Below are 18,281 nucleotides of genomic sequence, written 5' to 3'. Positions count from 1 at the left end.
TCTCCTATACTGTTCTATTGTCGTTGTTCTTTGATCGTCGGGAAGACACGCCCCCGAAAGACAGGGTGGATATGCGCCGCCACCTCGCAAAACGACATGACGCATTCCGCCAATTTATTGGCGTAAATGGCCACAATTACTGGATTCTTCAGAAGAGAACGACCATAGGCCGCCCGCAGGTCTGGCCTGCGGGCGGCGGCGGCACGCTGGTAAAGGGCGGGCGACTATCCGCGCATCAGGTCGGCCAGCAGGCCGCCTGCGCGGCGCATCTTGCGGTCGGCGGTGGGGAACGCCCCGCGCATCGTGGCAAGGCCGTGGATCAGGCCCTGCGCCTCGATGAAGTGGACCTCGGTGCCGGTGGCGGCGATAAGCCCCGCCAGCGCGCGGCCCTGATCGCGCAAGGGGTCGAGCCCGGCGGTGAGGATGATCGTCGGCGGCAGGTCGGCCGGCACCGGATGCAGCACGGGCGAGACCGCCGGCTCCCCTGCCCGCGCCGGATCGGGCAGGTAATCGCCGATGAAGCGGTCCATCAGCTTGCGATCGAGCACGTAGCCTTCGGCGAATTGCTTGTACGAGCCGTGGTCGGGCGCGGTGCAATCGCCGACCGGGTAGATCAGGAGTTGGGCCTTGACCGTGTCGCTGCCCATCTTGGTCGCGACATGGAGCGCGAGGTTGCCGCCCGCGCTGTCGCCAGCAACGGCGATGCCCGAAACCGGGGCTTCGAGTTCGGGCGGACTGCCGGCCACCCAGCGCGCGGCGGCAAGGCAATCGTCGTGCGCGGCGGGATAGGGGTGCTCTGGCGCGAGGCGGTAGTCGACCGCGACGACGCGCAAGCCGGTGACGGCGGCGAGCATCGTGCAGAGCGGGTGGTGCGTTTCGAGATCGCCGATCACCCAGCCGCCGCCGTGCATGTAGACGATAACGGGACCGGCTTGCGCCGCTACGGGGAAATACGCGCGCAAGGGCAAGCCGCCGCCCTGCACGTCGATGCTGCGTACGCCCGCTTCGGGCGGGGCATCGAACATCGTGCCCAGCGCGCCGTAGGTGGCCCGCATGTCGGCCGCGCTCATGTCGGCAAGGTGCGGGCCTTCCTGTGCGGCAAGGCCGGCCAGCACCGCCGCGGTTTCGGGCAGGACGAAAGGTTCGACCATCACTTGGTTCCTTCTTCGCGGGCAAGCAGACGCGCCCGGCTCGACACATAGGCGCGCAAGTCCTCCGCGTCAGCGCTGGTCAGCGTGGCGGCGAAGCTCATCATGCCGCGATCCTTGAGCACACCGCCGATCACCACCGAGTTCCATGCCTCGGCGCTGGGCAGCATCCCCGAGCGCCGGAGATCCGGCACCACGCCGCTGGAGATCGCGCCGGGGCCGTGGCAGGCCCAGCAATCGCGCTGGAACAGTTCCTCGCCGTGCGAGACCTGCGCCGGCGTGAACGCGTCGGAGGCCGGGTTGGCAGGCGGGTTGGCGAGCTTTTCGATGTGCGGCAACTCGCCCTTCGCGCCGAGCTTGAACACGTAGAGGCGGCCATTGGGGCGCGGCCCCGGATTGTCGTTGAACGACGAGGTCAGCGCATAGGCGCCGCCATAGCCGCCCGCGACCGCGACGTACTGGCTGCCATTGCGCTCGAACGTGATCGGGGCCGCCATGATGGCCATGCCAAGGTTCATGCTCCACAGCACCTTGCCGGTATCGGCGGCAAAGGCGCGGAAGTTACCCCTGGTGTCGCCCTGGAACACGAGGTTGCCCGCCGTCGTCAGCACGCCGCCGTTCCACGGTTCGGGATAGTCGAAGCCCCAGGCCTCGCGCTGGTTCACGGGGTCCCACGCGATCAGCCGACCGCTGAGCCCGGCGCGCGCGGCGCGGATCGCCTGCGGATCGTCAGGCGGCGAGGTGCCCTTGGTTTCAAGCCCGAGGTTCCAGCGACCAGGGCGCACCGCGAAGTTCGCAGGCTGGGCATAGCCGAACAGCGCGTGGTTGCCGGGGATATAGACCAGCCCGGCCTGCGGGTTGTAGGCCATCGGCTGCCAGTTGTGTGCCCCCAGCGCGCCGGGGATCACCACCTGCGGCTTGTCCGAATAGCGCGCCTCGGGCGTTTCGATCGGCCGGCCCGTGTTCATGTCGAAGCCGGTAGCCCAGTTTACATCGACGAAGTTCTTCGCCGACAGCAGCTTGCCGTTGGCGCGGTCGATGACGAAGAAGAAGCCGTTCTTGGGCGCCTGCATCAGCACCTTGCGGGGCTTGCCGTCGACCGGCAGCGTGGCGAGCGTGATCTGCTGGGTGTTGGTGTAGTCCCACGTTTCGCCGGGCGAGGCCTGATAGTGCCACAGGTAGGCCCCGGTATCGGGATTGAGCGCGACGATCGAGGACAGGAACAGGTTGTCGCCCTTGCCTTCGCTGCGCAGGCGGTGGTTCCATGGGGAGCCGTTGCCCACGCCGATGTAGAGCTGGTCGAGTTCCTCGTCATAGACGATGGAGTCCCACACCGTGCCGCCGCCGCCGGTCTTGTAGTAGTAATCGCCGAACCACGTGCCCTTGGCGAGCTTGGCAAGGATGGCGTCGGAAGCTGCGTTGTCCGGCCCCTTCGCCGGATCGCCCGGCACGGTGTAGAAACGCCAGACCTGCTTGCCGGTCTTCGCATCATAGGCGGTGACATATCCGCGCGCGCCGAGTTCTGCGCCGCCGTTGCCGATCAGCACCTTACCCTTCACCACGCGCGGCGCGCCGGTGATGGTGTAGGTCTTGCTCTGGTCCACGGTGACGACCGACCACACGGGCTTGCCGGTCTTGATGTCGAGCGCGATCAGACGCCCGTCGAACGTGCCGAAATAGAGCTTGCCGTCATAGATCGCGGCACCGCGGTTGCCGACGTCGCAGCAGCCCTTGGCGCCGAATTCGCCGGGCACCTGCGGATCGTACTGCCACAACAGCTTGCCGGTGACCGCATCGAGCGCGACGACCTTCGACCACGCGGTGGTGGCATAGATCACGCCGTCGAGTTCGAGCGGGGTGGTTTCCTGCGCGCGGTTGGTGTCGAATTCATAGGACCAGGCAAAGCCGAGCTGGCCCACGTTGCGGTCGGTGATCTGGGTCAGGCGACTGAAGCGCTGCTCCTCGAACGTGCCGCCATAGGTCGCCCAGTTGCTGGCCGACTTCGTGGCCGTCAGCAGCGCCTGCCAGGCCGATCCGACCGCCTCGCCCGCCGACGCGGCCGCGTCCGATTGCTGCGGGAAGCCATATGCAGCAAAAATCGATGCTGCGGCGGCCAGTGCCGCCATGCGCGCGCGTGAAATCACAGTCCCTCCCGATCCGTTTGATGCCGGTTATGGGCAGGTTGTGCGCCGCCGGACGCGCGTGCGCCATGACGCTGTCCGCCAACTTATTGACGGAAATTGCCAGCGGGCGTTATCCTCGTGGAATCACAAGCCGGACAACAGGCAATTGGGGAGGCTGGGCGTCATGGACTCCAACGCACTCTACGCGGCGCTGCCAGACCTCAGCGCGCGCATCATGCGCAATACTTTGGTCAACGAATTCAACGTCAATTGGGACGCATTCTGCCGTAACAGCCACATCAAGCCGGTGCGCCTCGACGACGGGGTGAGCGAGCTTCTGGCGCAGGACGAACTGCTGTTGCAGCAGAGCTTCGTCTATTGCACGGCGCAGATGCCGAACGTGTGGTTCGATGTCGGCTTGCGCTATCGCTCGATCAAGTACGGCTCGCTGGGCCTTGCCATGATGACCGCGCGCACGCTGGGCGATGCGCTGGAAATCGCCTGCCGCTATCAGGCGCTGACCTATTCGCTGATCAACTATCGCTTGGCAACCGCACCCAACGGCGCCTGCGCGCTGATCGGTGGCGGAGGCCCCCTGGCTGCCCATCTGCACGACTTCACGCAATATCGCGATCTGGGCGCCATCCGCACGCTGGTGGCCGACCTGATGGGGGGCGAATTACCGCTCGAACGCGTGACCGTGGCGGCACCGCCGCCGCCGGGCTGGGCTTCGCTGCGGCACAACTTCCCCTGCCCGGTGGAGTTCAACGCCGACCGGACGCAATGGATCTTCCTGCCCGGATCGGTGAACCGCGCGCTGCCGCTGGCCGATAGCGAGTTGCTGACGCTCTACAGTTCGCGCTGCGATGCGATGATCGGACGCGCGCAGGCCGATTGCCCGGTGCGGCAGCGGCTGGGCGCGCTCCTCAGCCGATCGGACGGCGAGTTCCTGAGCGCGGGCGAGGCGGCGCGGCAACTGGCGCTGTCCGAACGCACGCTGCACCGACGACTGGCCGAGGAAGGCACGCGGTTTTCGGCGATGGTGGACGAGGCGCGCTATGCCCGCTCGCGCGAACTGCTGGCCGACCGCCGCATGACGATCGAAGCCATCGCCTTCGCGGTGGGCTTTGCCGAACCTTCGAGCTTTTCGCGGGCGTTCAAGCGCTGGTCGGGCATGGGCGCGCTGGAATATCGGCGGCAGATGCTGGCCTGAGAGGCCGACACGGCCCGGGGGCGAAGGCGGGCACGGTGCGCGGTTCGCCCACCCAGCTGCGGCTAAATTCGCCTGCGGCGCATCAAGCCTCGCGCCCCTCCCGCAAGCGGGAGGGGTCGGGGGTGGGTTTCACCTCAACTGTAGGCGAACTCCGCGCCGTCGAGGTCGATCGCGGGAATGTCCTCGGCCTCGCGCCAATAGTCCTGCGTGTGGCGCCATTCGGGGCGGTCGCCCAGCCGCTTGGGCAGCTTGTCCATGTCGCGCACGAGGTAGCCGGGGTTGAAGTTGTCGTCCTCGATCCAAGGCAGCAGGGCTTCATCGCCGAGGCCCTCGGGCACGACGATGTTGATCTCCGACCGGCCCTTTTCGTCCATGTGCTGCAACAGCCTGCACACGAAGTCGCCCAGCAGGTCGACACGCAGCGTCCAGGCCGCGCGGAAGTAGCCGAATACCCAGACGAGGTTGGGCACGCCTGCGAACATCATGCCGCGATAGGTCGGGGTCTGCGACCAGTCGACCACCGTGCCATCGACCTCGAACGTGATACCGCCCATGACCAGCAGGTTGAAGCCGGTAGCCGCGACCACCACGTCGGCCTTCAGGTCCTGCCCCGAAGCGAGCTTGATGCCATCGGCGGTAAAGTGGTCGATGGTATCTGTGACGGCCGACACCTTGCCGTCGCGGATCTGTTCGAACATGTCACCATCGGGCACGAAGGCCAGCCGCTGCTGCCATGGGCGATAGCGCGGGGTGAAGTGCGGCGTGAAATCGAAGTCCGGCCCGGCATATTGCCGGATCAGCTCCTTCAGTTCCTCGAACACGACGTCCGGTTCCTCACGCGCGCGGCGGTCCATCGTCTTGAGGTTGTGCAGGTAATCGAGCCGCGCGCAGTGGTGGATCGTCTCTTCGTCCACGCCGATCTCGTTCAGGCGGTCGACCAGATCGCTGCGGTTGGGATAGGCGTAGAAGTAGGTGGGCGAGCGCTGCAACATGGTGACGTGCGCGGCCTTGTCGGCCATCGCCGGGATCACCGTGGCGGCGGTCGCGCCTGATCCGATCACCACCACCTGCTTGCCGGCATAGTCGATGCTCTCGTCCCACTTCTGCGCATGGACGAGCAGGCCCTTGTAATCTTCCATGCCCGGCCATGCGGGCATGTAGGGGTTGTGATGGTCGTAGTAGCCCTGGCACATCCACAGGAAGTTGGCGCGATAGGTGCGCCCCGGCTTGCCGTCGGCGGTGGTGGTCTCGACTGTCCAGCGCTTGTCCGCGCTCGACCACGCACAGCGCGTGATATGGGTGCCGAAGCGGATGGTCTTGTCGATGCCGTTTTCGCTGACGACGCTGCGCAGGTACTTGCGGATTTCATCGGCGGTGGCGATCGGCGGACCGACCCACGGCTTGAAGCGGTAGCCGAAAGTGTAGAGATCGCTGTCCGAGCGCACGCCGGGATAGCGGTGCGTGTGCCAGGTGCCGCCGATGTCGTCCTTGGCTTCCAGGATCGCGTAGCGCTTGCCGGGGCATTGCGTCTGGAGATGGTATGCGCTGCCGATGCCGGAAATCCCGGCCCCGACGATGAGCACGTCGAATTCCTCGACCGCGTGGCCGCGGGCGTCGGCCACAGCCTCCAATACGTCACTCACTTTCAGATCCTCCTGCGCAACCCCTTCGGGGCTTTTCGTGGAGGGATAGTCGCGAAGGACGACGCGTTGTGCAACGTCTGCGTGCGCCAAGTTTCTGGCGGGATCAGACAGGTGGTCGCAGCAGGATCAGGCGCGCGCCTCTCGCGAGTTGCGGCGGCGGAACCATCCATCGAGCCATATCCGCGCAGGCGTTTCGAAATAGCGCCAGGAAAGATAGCTGAGGATCGCGATGCCGACGTACGTCAGCACGGTGCACACCACGAGCACCGCCGTATTGCCGCGCATCAGCTTGTCCGCGATACCGTTCATCAAGACCATGATGACCAAGACATGCCAAAGGTACAACGAATAGGTCAGTTGTCCCAATGGTGCGACCTTGGCTGTCCACCCAGCCACCTTCCCTTGCGTATCGGCAGCAATTGCGAATGTGCCGGCAAGCACCATCGCCGCAAGCTGAAGCGGCGCGGCGCCTCCCGTCAACGCCAGCGCCACCGCGACCGCGAATGACAGCAGGCTCAAAGGTTGTGCCGCCGGAATCGCCTTGAGGAGGTCGCGGTTCGCGGCAAGCGCCGTGCCCAGCATGAAGGATGGCAAGGCACGCAGCGGATCGTACAAATCCGTCCAGTTCAGCACGCCAGTCGTCAGGCGAAACGCATACATTCCGATGGCAAGGAAGAGCAGCAGCGAAAATCCGAGATACATCCGCCGACCGGCACCGATCAGCCAAGCGAGCAGCGGGTAGAGTGCATACATCGCGATCTCGACGCTCAACGACCAATTCGGGAAATTGTAGTATATGCCGTTTCCACAGGGGAAAATTCCCTGGAGCAGCGCCGCTGTCAGCACGATGCACTTCGGATCAGTAGACGGCGCATGATCGACATGCACAAAACGCGTGACGATGGCCCAGAGCGCAATTGACAGAAGCAGCGTCAGCCAATGCAGCGGAAACAGCCGTGCAAATCGCTTCTGTCCAAATCGCAGGACACCGCCCGGCTGGTGGATACGATCACTGTAGACGTAAGGCGATCACAAAGCCGGAGATCAGAAAGAACAGATCGACAAATAGTGCAAGCCCCGCCGTGCGTTGCCCTGCCGCAGCACGAAAGGCAGGGGCAACGAAATATTCGTGCGAGTGGTGATACACGATCGCAACCGACGACAGGAACCGGAACAAGTCCAGCGTCAGCAGTTCATCGGACGATGCCGTCAATCCCTTCACAACCCACCTCGCTCGAAGACGGCGGCGTTGTCGTCAGTATAAGCACGTAGATCAAGGACATTCGGCGCAGGTCACATCAAAGGCAGCAGCGCTACTTCTGGCCGTAGCGGGAGAAGGCATCGACGATGCGGGTCATTTCGGCCTGGTCCAGCAGCTGCGGGCCGCCGATGGCGAGGGTGCCGCAGTAGACGGCGGCCTGTTCCTCGATCTCCTCGGCGATGGCCATCGCCTGCGAGAGCGTGCGGCCGAGCGCGATCAGCCCGTGGTTGGCCATGAGGCAGGCGTTGCGCCCTTCGAGTGTGTCCGCCACCGCATCGGCCAGCGCCTCGGTGCCGAAGGTGGCGTAAGGAGCCACGGGCACGGAGGAGCCGCCGCTGACCGCGACCATGTAGTGCAACGGCGGGATCGCGCGGTGCGCGCAGGCCAGGATCGTGGCGTGGCGGGCGTGGCAATGGACCACCGCGCCCACGTCGGGGCGGCGGCGCAGCAGGCCCATGTGCATCTGCCATTCGCTCGACGGGCGAGCCGAACCTTCGCGCACCTCGCCCATGGCGCTGACGGGAACCATCAGGTCGGGCGTGAGCCGGTCCGGAGTGAAGCCCGAGGGCGTGACCAGCATCCCGTTACCGAAACGGATCGAGACGTTGCCCGAGGTGCCGCGGTTGAGGCCCCGCGCATCGAGCGCGCGCATGGCATCGACCAGCGCGGCGCGTGCTTCGGCTTCGGTCATTGTGTCAACTCCAGCGTGCTTTCGTAGCTCTCCAGCTTGCCGAGCGTGCCCACGCCCAGCGCGACTTGCGCGGCGGTGGCGACGGCGAAACGCAGCGCGGCTTCATCGCCAGCCCCGCGCAGCCGGGCCGCGTGGAAACCGGCGCAGAGACTGTCGCCGCAGCTGGTGGTATCGACCGGGGTGATCGGCAGCGCCGGCATGTGGATCTGGGCGTCGGGTCGCACCAGCAACGCGCCTTGTGCGCCGAGCTTGATCAGGCAGCCGCGCGCGCCGCGCGCCATGAAAGCTTGTGCGCCCTCGACCGGATCGCGCGTGCCGAGCAGGGCGGCGACTTCGGCGAGGCTGGGCATGAACAGGTCGACGTGGGGCAGCAGCGCTTCGAGTTCGCGCAAGGCGTCGGGACCGGGGGCGATCAGGTCGCAGGTGGTATAGACGGCGCGCGCTTGCGCTGCTTGCAGCACCTGTGCGCCCTGCCCCGCCGTGCCGGGAAAGCCGACCGCGCCCCAGTGCAGTGCCGCCGTGCGATCGAGCGCGGCGATCAGGTCCGGCCCGGCGGGCGCGAACAGGCTGGCCCCGATCATGTGCCAGTTGGGCCGGTCGCCATTGGCCTTGATCGGCAGGACGGTGGTGGACGTGGGGTGCGCGGGGTCGGTGGCGAGCAACGTGGTATCGACGCCCGCCTTGTCGAACAGCGCGCGCACCAGCTGGCCTTGCGGATCATCCCCCACCGCCGAGGCGATGGCGCTGGCAAGGCCGAGCTGGCGGGCGACCAGCGCGGTGCCGCCAGCGGTTCCGGCAGGCGACAGCGCGATGGTATCGACCAGTTGCCCTTCCTCGCCATCGGGCAGCGCGGTGACGCGGTGCACCGCGATGTCGAGCGTGGTGAGGCCGAAGGCGATCAGATCGAGCGGGGTAGCCATGCTCAATCGTGGTGTTCGAGCATGGCTGCCATAGCCACCAGAACGGGATGCGGCTCCAGCGTGTCGATCCGCGCGCGCACGGCGGCGAAGGCCTCATCGGCGGCGGCGAGCGCCATGTCGATGTCACCTTCCGTCATCGCGGCGCAGAGGAACATGTTGTGCCAGGGGTGCATGTAGATGCCGCGCGCCAGCAGTTCTTCGACCCAGGCATAGCCGATGCGGAAATCGGGATCGTCGGCAAACAGGATCTGCGGCATCTGCACCGGGCCGCTCTGGCGCAAGGTGAAGCCGTGGCGCGTGGCGGCCTCGGCCAGACCGGCGCGCAGCGCATCGCCGAGGCGGACGCTGTGTTCCAGATAGTCGGTCTCGCGGATGATCCGCAGCGTTTCGATCGCGGCGGCCATCGGCACGGCGGAAAGCCAGAACGAACCCGTGGCATAGATCGAACCCGCGCCTTCGCGGCAGGACTCCGCGCCCGCGAGCATCGAGATCGGGTGGCCGTTGGCAAAGCATTTGCCCCAGGCGCTGAGGTCCGGCTGCACCCCCAGCGCATCCCAGCTGCTGCCGCGCGCGAGGCGGAAGCCCGCGCGCACTTCATCGACGATCAGCTTGGCCCCGGTGCGGTCGCACAGCGCTCGGGCGAGCTTGGCATAGGCCGGATCGGGCAGTTCCTGATCGGTGAAGGCATCGTGCCGGAAGGGCGCGGCGAAGATCGCGGCGAGATCGTCGCCCGCGGCAGCCACGGCCTGCTCCAGACTGGCGCAATCATTGTAGATGTAGGTGCGGATATGCGCGCGGTCCTCGGCCACGACGCCCGCCGGGATCGGCGTGCACCACGGCGCGGCGCCGTGATAGGCCCCTTGCGCCACCAGCACCACGCGCTTGCCGGTCTGCGCGCGCGCCGTGCTCATCGCCATGGTTGTGGCATCGGTGCCGTTCTTGCAGAACATCACCCAGTCGGCATGGTCGATCATGCCGACGAGCGTTTCGGCAAGCTCGACCATCACCGGCCCCGGCCCGGTCAGCGTATCGCCCTTTTCCAGCTGCGCGCGCGCCGCCGCATCGACCTGCGGATGGCGATAGCCGAGCAGGCTGGGGCCATAGGCGCACATGAAATCGAGATAGCGGTTGCCGTCCGCATCCCAGATGTAGGCGCCCTCGCCCTTGCTGAAGAATTGCGGGAAGCTGGCGGGCAGCAGACGTACGGATTCGTGGCCGTACATGCCGTTGGGAATGACCTTCAGCGCACGTTCGCGCAAAGCCTGATCGATGGCCCGGTTCATGGGTATCCTCTCCCGAATGGTCAGAACTTGAAGACGACCTGCACGCCGTAGGTGGCGGGGTCGTTGTAGTTGATCTCGTCCTGCGTGATCACGGGCGAGACGTAGGTGATGAAGCGCGTGTTGGTGATGTTCTTGGCCCAGAGCGCGAATTCCAGCTTCTCGTCGCGCGAGAGCCACGACAGCCGGGCATTGGCGAGCGCATAAGGCGCGACGCGGTTGCCGGGCAGGTTGTCGGGCGCGAGGAAGGTTTCGGACTGGAAGCTGCCGTCCATGCGCAGACGCAGCGCGCTCTCGCCGGGTAGCGGCTGGGTCAGCGCGAAGCCTGCCGAAATCGCGACCGAGGGCGCGTTGACCAGCTGGTTGCCCGAATAGTCCGCCGCCGACAGCGCGGTAAAGGTCTTGTAGCGCGCGTGGAGCAGGCTGAGGTTGACGAAGGCGTTGAAGTTGCGGCTCGGCTGCGCCTGAAGCTCTGCCTCCACGCCATAGATCTCGGCATTGCCGGCATTGAGCTTGCGCTGCACCGGGATCACGCCCGAGGTATCGAACACGAAGACCTGCAGGTCCTGATAATTGTAGTAGAACGCGGCGGCGTTGAAGCGCAGCGTGCGGCCCAGAACCTCGCTCTTGAAGCCCGCCTCGTAGGCGTAGAGCTTTTCAGACCGGAACGGCTTGAGTTGCGCCGGATCGCTCGACGAGCCGCCCGCAAAGCCGCCGCTGTTGTAGCCCTTCGACGCGGTGGCATAGAGCAGCACGTCGTTGGTCGCCTGATAGGAAATGGCCCCGCGCCACGACAGGTCGCGGAAGGTCTTGGACCCGGCGAAATCGAGGACCGGCACGAAGATCACGTCATCGAAGGCCGAGTGGAAATCGAAGTCGATCTTGTCGACCGAGTAGCGCAGGCCGCCGGTCACGGTCAGCTTGTCTGTCAGCTTGACGTCGGCCTGCGCGAAGGCGGCCCAGCTTTCGGTCTTCTGCGTGTAGGGAAAGACGAAGTTGCCGATCGAGTTGGCCGGATCGAACGTGCCGAGCAGGTCGTTCGGATCGCGGAACACGCGCAGAATGTCGTAGGCGCTCTTGGTCACGAGATTGTCGTGGAAGTAGTAGCCGCCGACGATCCAGTTCACCTTGCCACCATCGCGCGATTGCAGCCGCAGTTCCTGGCTGAACTGTTCGGGCCGGTCGATGTAGGTGGCGGTGATGACGTTGTTGGGGCTGGCGTCGGTATCTTCCAGCGTGTGGCGGCGCACCTGTTCATAGGCGCTGATCGAGGTGAGCGTGACCTTGTCTAGCTGGACGCTGGCCGTCAGCGAGGCGCCGAACACGTCGACCTTTTCCTTGCCCTCGACGTCGTAGTCGCCCGCGTTGAGGTTGTGGTCGGTATCGGCATAGCCCAGCCCATCGAGCGGCACGCCGTTGGCGTAGTTGGGGTTTCCGGCGAAATCGATGCCCTGCCCGCGATGCTGGAACTGCCGCGCGCCGCCCCGGTTCTGCCCGCCGTGGACGATGGCGCGGATCAGCGTGTCGGCGTTGGGCGTGAAGTCCACGATCGCGCGGCCCGCCCACATATCGAGATCGTTGAGCTTGTGCCCGGTGACGCGGTTGAGCAGCCAGCCATCGCGCTTGAGATAGGTGCCCGAAACGCGCGCCTTCAACACATCGCCCGCGATCGGGCCGCCGACGCCGCCTTCGAGCTGGATCTCGTTGTAGCGGCCATAGGAGGCCGAGCCGTTGGCGGTGAAGGTGTCGGTCGGCTTGCGCGATGTGAAGCGGATCGCGCCCGCCGTGGTATTGCGGCCATAGAGCGTACCCTGCGGCCCCTTCAGCACCTCGATCCCGTCGCTGTCGAACACGTTGAACAGCTTGCCCGCGTTGGCGCCGAGGAACACGTCATCGACATAGACGCCGACCGCGCCGGTGGTGTTCGAGTTGAAATCGCCGATGCCCACCCCGCGCAGGAACAGCGACGTGGTGGTGGCTGCCGTGCCCGCCTGTGACGACAGCCCCGGCACCAGCAGCGACAGGTCGCGCGGATCGCGGATGCCGGCCTGCGCCAGCGCCTCGCCGCTGATCGCGGCAATGCTGATCGGCACGTCCTGCACGTTCTGGGCGCGGCGCTGCGCGGTGACGACGATCTCCCCCAATCCCACAGCCTTAGGCCCTTCGGCCTTGGGCGGCGGCGCCTCCTCCGCCCTTGCCGCGAGCGGCGCGAGAGCCAGCAACGAAACCGATACCAGGGTAGCAACGCGCATCATCGTCATCCCTCATCGCCGTTTTCGACATTTGTCGCAATAGGAGTGACCGAATTGCAAAATGTGTCAAGAATGATTCGTATATGGACTTTTTTTCGGACTCCCGATTGCTTTTGGATGCGAAGCGCGTGATCCTTACGGCCATGTCCGACACTCGCCTGACGCCCCATCCCAGCGGCCGCCCCGAAATTCGCCGCCCCGCGCAGAAGCGCAGCAAGGTCCGTTTCGAGGCGATCCTCGACGGGGCCGAGCGCCTGCTAGACAAGCTGCCCACCGCCGCGCTCAGCATTCACGCAATTGCTGCCGAAGTCGGTATTTCGCCGCCTTCGATCTATCACTTCTTTCCCGAGCCGCAGCTGGTGTTCAGCGCGCTGGCCGAACGCTACCTGCGCCGGTTCGAACAGACCGTGCTGACCGAAGTGCCCGAAAACGTCGAAAGCTGGCAGGATCTGCAGACCCGCCAGTTCCGCGCGGCGCAGCAGTGGTTCAACGCGCACCCCGCCGCGCGGCAGGTGCTGCTGGGTGGGCCGGCGTGGTCGCCCGACATCGGCATACAGGACCACGATAGCAACTACGTGACCGCACAGCGCAGCCTGGAGCTGATGGACGCGCTGTTCGTGATGCCGGAAGTGCCCGACCTGCGCGACCGGCTGGTCGAAGTGATCGTGATCAGCGATGCGATCTGGTCGCTGTCGATCCACCGCCACGGCTTCATCACCGACGCCATGGAGGAACAGGCGCGACGGGCGCGGATCGCCTATTCGCGCACGTTCCTGCCTGAATACCTGCCGCTGCGCGCCGCCGGGACCAAGCCCGCTTGACCGGGCGCGCGCCGCCGCTCGGAAGCATGGCGCTGGCACAGGCCATCGTCATCGGATCGTGCGGGCTGCTGATCCTGGGGGTGCATCCGGTATTTCTGGGCGCGCTGGTGCAGGAACAACGGCTGGGCGATGCGCAGCTCGGCAACCTCGTCACCATCGAGATGCTGGCCATCGTCATCGGGTCGATTGGCGGGATCGCGCTGCTCAAGCGGCTGGATGCGCGTTTCGTTGCCTGCCTTGCCAGCCTTGCGTTGGCCGCCATCGACGCGAGCCTGCGGGGGCGTGGCGGCATGGCCGTGCTGGGCACGGGCCGCGCGGCGGCGGGCCTGTGCGAAGGCGTGATGGTGGCCGTCGCGCTCGTCGCCATTTCGCGTGTGGCGCGTGTCGAGCGGGCGAGCGCGATCTTCCTTGCGGTGCAGACGCTGTTGCAGGCGGTGGTTGCCGCGGTGCTGCCGCAACTGGCGGGCATGGGATCGCGCACCGACCTTGCGCTGATGGCGCTGGCCGGTTTCGCGGTGGTCTCTGCCGGATCGGCGCTGTTGCTGCCTGCCGCGATCCGGCCCGCAGAGACGCACGAGCAGCGCAGCGGGTTGAGCGGGCGGGCGCTGGTCGCCCTGTCCGGCTCGGGGCTGTTCCTCGGCGCGATCGTCTCGGTGTGGGGCTATTTCGGGCTTTGGCTGATCCACCATGGCCACGCGCCCGCGTTCGAAGGCACGGCGGTTTCGACCTGCCTTGTCGCGCAAGTGGTGGGGGCGCTGGTCGCCGCGCGCATCGGCGAGCGCCTGCCCAGCCGCATGACGATTGCGACCTGCGCGCTCGCGGGCGCGGGTCTGGTAGGCCTGTTCCAGCTGGCGCGTGCCGATCAGGCGGCGATCCTTGGCGTGAGCGCGGCCTTCGGCTTCGTGTGGTTGTTCACGCTGCCCTTCTTCGCGGGCTGGCTGGTGGAGATCGACCCGGCGCGGCAGGCGGTGCTCTACCTGACCGCTTTCCAGCTGGGCGGCGCAGCGCTGCTGCCGTCGGTCGCGGGCGAGCTGGTCGGGCTCGGCTCGATCGACGTGATCCTGCTGTTCAGCGGCGCGGTGTTCGTGGTGCTGGCCGCGGTCGCGGCGCTTTCACGATCCCCGCGAGCCGCCGCCTAGACGCCAGCGCCGATCCTTTGCAGGTGGTAGTCGGCGCCCCCCAGCAGCGCATCCACGAACAAGATCCGCTTGAGGTAGTGCCCGACCGACAGTTCGTCGGTCATGCCGACGCCGCCGTGGATCTGCACCGCGCTTTCGCCCAGTTGCCGTCCGAGCCTGCCCACCTGCGCCTTGAGCAGCGACAGTTCGCGCGCTGAGGCGACCCCGGCCTCGGCCAGCGCGGCGGTGTGGAGCAGCAGCGAGCGCGCTTTGACATAGGCCAGCTTCATGTCGGCGAGGCGATGCGCGATCACCTGGAAGCTGGCGATGGGCACGCCGAACTGCTTGCGCGTCGAGGCATAGGTGGCGGTGGTTTCGAGCAGCGCGCCCATTGCGCCGACCGCTTCGGCACTGAAGCCGATCAGCGCGGTGGCCAGCACCTCGCGCAGCACGGCGGCGGGATCGCCCGCGACGGGCGTGACCGCGACGCTTGCGAAACGCAGGTGCGCGGCGCGGCGGCCGTCGATGGTGGTGAAGCTCTGGCGGGTCAGGCCTTCGGCGGCGCCATCGACCAGATAGAGCGCGGGCGCACCGTCCGCGCCCTTGGCCGAGACGATGAACACCGAGGCGGCGTCGCCCGCGATGACCAGCGCCTTTTCGCCGGTCAGGCGCCCCGCCGCGTCGATGCGCGTGGCGATCGTGGCAGGGTCTGCGGTGCCTGCGCCTTCCTCGTGCGCCAGCGCGGCCAGCGCCGAACCATCGAGCAGGGCTTCGGCGCGCGCGGGATCGGTCGCGGCGACGACGGCAGCGGCAACCGCAGCCGACGTCAACCACGGCTCGACCACGATATGGCGCCCCATCAGTTCCCCGATGGCAACGACATCGACGATCGACCCGCCGAGCCCGCCAAGGCTTTCGGGCAATGGCAGGGCCAGCAGGCCCATGTCGCGCAATTCGTTCCAGACGCGCGTCGAGCGGCCCTCGGGCGAAGCCACGATCTTGCGGCGCTGGTCGAAGGCATAGTGCTGGCCGAGCAGGCGCGAGAGCGAATCGGTCAGCATCTGCTGTTCGGGAGTGAAGGTGAAATCCATGGGGGCGTGCTCCTTCAGCCGACAGGCAGCGTGCGGGCGATCAGGTCGCGCTGGACCTCGTTGGTCCCGGCGTAGATCGTGGTGGCGCGCGAATTGAGGTAATAGGGCATGGCGACCAGATCGTGCATCGAGCCGAGCGGCGCGATGCCGCTATCGACCTCCAGCGCCCCCAGTTGCAGCGGCAGGCCGTTGAGGCCCGCCACGCGCGTCATCAGCACCGAGACGCGCTGCGCGAGTTCCGAACTCATCACCTTGTTCATCGACGGCATCGCGGGATCGCGCCCGATGGGGTGGCCGGTGAGCACCATCTTCTCGAACGCGGCGTAGGCGGCGATTTCGGCCTCCAGCTCGCCCAGATCGCGCTGGAATACGGGATCGGCGGCGAAGGTGCCGCCGTTGGGCGAGGCAGTGGCAGCCGCCGCGGCGCGCAACTGGTCGAGCTTGCGGTACATCGCCGGGCTTTGCGCCGAACCGCCGCGTTCGTGCTTGAGCAGCGCCTTGGCCACGGTCCAGCCATCGTTCTCGGCCCCGACGCGGCCCGACTGGGGCACGCGCACGTTGGTGAAGAACACCTCGCATTGTTCGGGCACGCCATCGAGCCCGACGATCGGGCGGATTTCCATGCCCGGATAGTCCACCCGGTCGAGCAGCAGGAAAGTGATGCCCTGCTGCTTCTTGCCCTCGCGGCTGGTGCGCACGAGCATGAACATGCGGTTGGCCTTGTGCGCCAGCGTCGTCCAGATCTTGCTGCCGTTGATGACGTAGTCGTCGCCATCGGCCACAGCGGAACAGCTGAGGCTGGCAAGGTCGGACCCGGCGCCGGGTTCGGAATAGCCTTGCGTCCAGTAGTCCTCGCCCGAGAGGATGCCCGGCAGGTACTTGGCCTTCTGCTCCTCGGTGCCCAGCTCCATCAGCAGCGGCCCAACCATACCAAGGCCGTTGGGCAGCAAGGGCGGCAGGTCGCGCGCCCAGTATTCCTCGGCGAAGATGTAGCGCTGTTCGACCGACCAGCCGGTGCCGCCGTATTCTTTCGGCCAGCCCGGCGCGGCCCAGCCCTTGGCATGGAGGATCTTCTGCCAGGCCATGACCTGTTCGAACGGGGCGAAGACGCTGGTGGTCTTGGCGCCTGCCTCGCGGATTTCCGGCGTGGGCGCAGTGTCGAGAAATGCGGCGACCTCGCGCCGGAAGGCCTCAAGCTCGGCGCTGAATGCGATGTCCATGTATTTTCCCGTTCACCCGCTCCTGCGTGCTGGCTTAGAGGCAGAGGCGATCGCCCGTCAATCAATCGAATAATTAATGACCCCGCCGACGATTGATCGAGGACAATGACCGCGACCCCGCGCTGGCCAAAGGCGGAGCCATCAGCGCTGCTCTCCAACCGACAGCGCGAGGGGACGATCGTCGGAGGCGAAGGCCATGGATTTCGAATTCAGCGCGAGGGTCAATGCGTTACGCCAGCAGGTGGAGGAGTTCCTCGACCGCTACATGCTGCCCTACAACGCGCAATGGCACCGCGAGACCATGGCCGGGCGCTTTCCCCTGGATATCATGGAACCGCTCAAGCAGATCGCGCGCTCCGAGGGCTTGTGGAACCTGTTCCTGCCTGCGTTGCGCGACGACGAGCCGGGCACGCGGCTGACCAACCTGGAATACGCCCCGCTGGCCGAGATCATGGGGCGGCTGCCGTGGGCGTCCGAGGCCTTCAACTGCAACGCGCCCGACAGCGGCAACATGGAACTGCTGCACCTGTTCGCCACGCCCGAGCAGCGCGCGCAATGGCTGGTGCCGCTGCTCGAAGGCGAAATCCGCTCGTGCTTCGCGATGAGCGAACCCGACGTCGCTTCGTCCGATGCCACCAACATCCGCACATCGATCCGCCGCGAAGGCGATGAATACGTGCTCAACGGGCGCAAGTGGTTCATCACCGGGCCGCTGCATCCGCTGTGCCGGTTCGCCATCGTGATGGGCGTGACCGGCGATGACGACGACACGTCCGTCCATGCGCGGCATTCGATGGTGATCGTGCCGATGGACACCCCCGGCATGACGATCGTGCGCAACATCCCGATCCTGCATCACCACGCGATCGAGGGCCAGTGCGAGATCGTGTTCCGCAACTGCCGGGTGCCCGTCGGCAACCTGCTGGGGGCAGAAGGTGAAGGCTTCGCGCTGGCGCAGGCCCGGCTCGGGCCGGGGCGCGTCCACCATTGCATGAGGACCATCGGCCAGTGCGAGCTGGCGCTCGACCTGATGTGCGAACGCGCGCTCGAACGGCGCACCTTCGGGCGGCAGGTTTCGGCCAATGCCAACGTGCAGGACTGGATCGCGCAGTCGCGCGTGGAGATCGACATGGCGCGGCTGCTGGTGCTGAAGGCCGCCGCGCGATTGGACAGCCACGGCAACAAGGCGGCCAAGGTCGACGTGTCCGCGATCAAGCTGGTGGCGGCGCAGTTGCAGACGCGCGTGCTCGACCGCGCGATCCAGGTGTTCGGGGCGATGGGGCTGACATCGGACACGCCGCTCGCCTACCTCTACACCTGGGGCCGCGCGCTGCACTTCCTTGACGGGCCGGACGAGGTTCACCTGCGGCTGATCGCCAGGGACGAGCTGGCCCGCGTGGGGGCGAACCTTGGCCGCAACACGCGCTACTATACCCTGCCCGAACAGCTCGACCGCGCCGTTCCCGCCCGCTGACAGAGGACCATTGCGGAACCGGGGCG

The 18,281-nt window shown here is 66.5% G+C and carries 15 protein-coding genes; 4 read left to right on the top strand and 11 right to left on the bottom strand.

Features of this window, described 5'->3' with window-relative positions:
* Positions 1 to 224: 224 nt before the first annotated feature.
* Complete coding sequence (locus K3A84_RS00535; protein WP_225007112.1) at positions 225 to 1,151, bottom strand: alpha/beta hydrolase; 927 nt, start codon at positions 1,149 to 1,151, stop codon at positions 225 to 227.
* Positions 1,151 to 3,292: a PQQ-dependent dehydrogenase, methanol/ethanol family gene (locus K3A84_RS00530; RefSeq protein WP_225007111.1), complete on the bottom strand. Its 2,142-nt coding sequence runs from the start codon at positions 3,290 to 3,292 to the stop codon at positions 1,151 to 1,153. Before K3A84_RS00530 ends, K3A84_RS00535 begins: the two co-directional genes overlap by 1 nt.
* Before the next feature lie 163 nt (positions 3,293 to 3,455).
* Here K3A84_RS00530 and K3A84_RS00525 point away from each other — a divergent pair, with 163 nt between their 5' ends.
* Positions 3,456 to 4,484: a helix-turn-helix domain-containing protein gene (locus K3A84_RS00525; protein ID WP_225007110.1), complete on the top strand. Its 1,029-nt coding sequence runs from the start codon at positions 3,456 to 3,458 to the stop codon at positions 4,482 to 4,484.
* Between the two features lie 134 nt (positions 4,485 to 4,618).
* On the opposite strand, the gene K3A84_RS00520 is transcribed toward K3A84_RS00525, so the two are convergent.
* From K3A84_RS00520 to K3A84_RS00490, 7 genes are all read right to left on the bottom strand, one after another.
* Positions 4,619 to 6,127, bottom strand: a complete 1,509-nt coding sequence (locus K3A84_RS00520; RefSeq protein ID WP_225007109.1) for a flavin-containing monooxygenase — start codon at positions 6,125 to 6,127, stop codon at positions 4,619 to 4,621.
* Positions 6,128 to 6,253: 126 nt separating this feature from the next.
* Positions 6,254 to 7,111 carry an acyltransferase family protein gene (locus K3A84_RS00515; RefSeq protein ID WP_225008102.1) on the bottom strand — a complete coding sequence of 286 codons (858 nt, stop codon included), beginning with the start codon at positions 7,109 to 7,111 and terminating at the stop codon, positions 6,254 to 6,256.
* Positions 7,112 to 7,136: 25 nt separating this feature from the next.
* Positions 7,137 to 7,349, bottom strand: coding sequence for a hypothetical protein (locus K3A84_RS00510; RefSeq protein ID WP_225007108.1), 213 nt, complete (start codon positions 7,347 to 7,349; stop codon positions 7,137 to 7,139).
* A 91-nt stretch (positions 7,350 to 7,440) separates the two neighbouring features.
* Positions 7,441 to 8,079, bottom strand: a complete 639-nt coding sequence (locus K3A84_RS00505; protein WP_225007107.1) for a class II aldolase/adducin family protein — start codon at positions 8,077 to 8,079, stop codon at positions 7,441 to 7,443.
* On the bottom strand, positions 8,076 to 8,999 hold the full coding sequence (locus tag K3A84_RS00500; RefSeq protein WP_225007106.1) for a carbohydrate kinase family protein: 924 nt from the start codon (positions 8,997 to 8,999) through the stop codon (positions 8,076 to 8,078). Before K3A84_RS00500 ends, K3A84_RS00505 begins: the two co-directional genes overlap by 4 nt.
* Before the next feature lie 2 nt (positions 9,000 to 9,001).
* Positions 9,002 to 10,282, bottom strand: a complete 1,281-nt coding sequence (locus K3A84_RS00495; protein WP_225007105.1) for an aminotransferase class III-fold pyridoxal phosphate-dependent enzyme — start codon at positions 10,280 to 10,282, stop codon at positions 9,002 to 9,004.
* 20 nt (positions 10,283 to 10,302) lie between these two features.
* Positions 10,303 to 12,534 (bottom strand): TonB-dependent receptor, encoded by a 2,232-nt coding sequence (locus tag K3A84_RS00490; RefSeq protein ID WP_225007104.1) that lies wholly within the window; start codon positions 12,532 to 12,534, stop codon positions 10,303 to 10,305.
* Positions 12,535 to 12,674: 140 nt separating this feature from the next.
* Here K3A84_RS00490 and K3A84_RS00485 point away from each other — a divergent pair, with 140 nt between their 5' ends.
* Positions 12,675 to 13,352 (top strand): TetR/AcrR family transcriptional regulator, encoded by a 678-nt coding sequence (locus tag K3A84_RS00485; RefSeq protein WP_225007103.1) that lies wholly within the window; start codon positions 12,675 to 12,677, stop codon positions 13,350 to 13,352.
* 26 nt (positions 13,353 to 13,378) lie between these two features.
* Entirely contained in the window at positions 13,379 to 14,491 is a 1,113-nt protein-coding gene (locus K3A84_RS00480; protein ID WP_225007102.1) for an MFS transporter, read from the top strand.
* Here the strand turns inward: K3A84_RS00480 and K3A84_RS00475 are convergent.
* The gene (locus K3A84_RS00475; RefSeq protein ID WP_225007101.1) at positions 14,488 to 15,561 is read right to left on the bottom strand and encodes an acyl-CoA dehydrogenase family protein; all 1,074 of its coding nucleotides are present in this window, start codon (positions 15,559 to 15,561) and stop codon (positions 14,488 to 14,490) included. The two genes, K3A84_RS00480 and K3A84_RS00475, sit on opposite strands and share 4 nt — an antisense overlap.
* Before the next feature lie 14 nt (positions 15,562 to 15,575).
* A complete protein-coding gene (locus K3A84_RS00470; protein WP_225007100.1) occupies positions 15,576 to 16,781 on the bottom strand; it encodes an acyl-CoA dehydrogenase family protein in 1,206 nt (401 codons plus the stop codon).
* A gap of 196 nt (positions 16,782 to 16,977) precedes the next feature.
* Between K3A84_RS00470 and K3A84_RS00465 the strand changes: the two genes are divergently transcribed.
* Positions 16,978 to 18,255 (top strand): acyl-CoA dehydrogenase family protein, encoded by a 1,278-nt coding sequence (locus K3A84_RS00465; RefSeq protein WP_225007099.1) that lies wholly within the window; start codon positions 16,978 to 16,980, stop codon positions 18,253 to 18,255.
* Positions 18,256 to 18,281 lie beyond the last annotated feature (26 nt).

The sequence above is a fragment of the Novosphingobium percolationis genome (assembly GCF_020179425.1).
GTDB lineage: Bacteria > Pseudomonadota > Alphaproteobacteria > Sphingomonadales > Sphingomonadaceae > Novosphingobium > Novosphingobium percolationis.
Note: the sequence above shows the minus strand (reverse complement) of the source record. Positions and strands in the feature narration are given on the sequence as shown.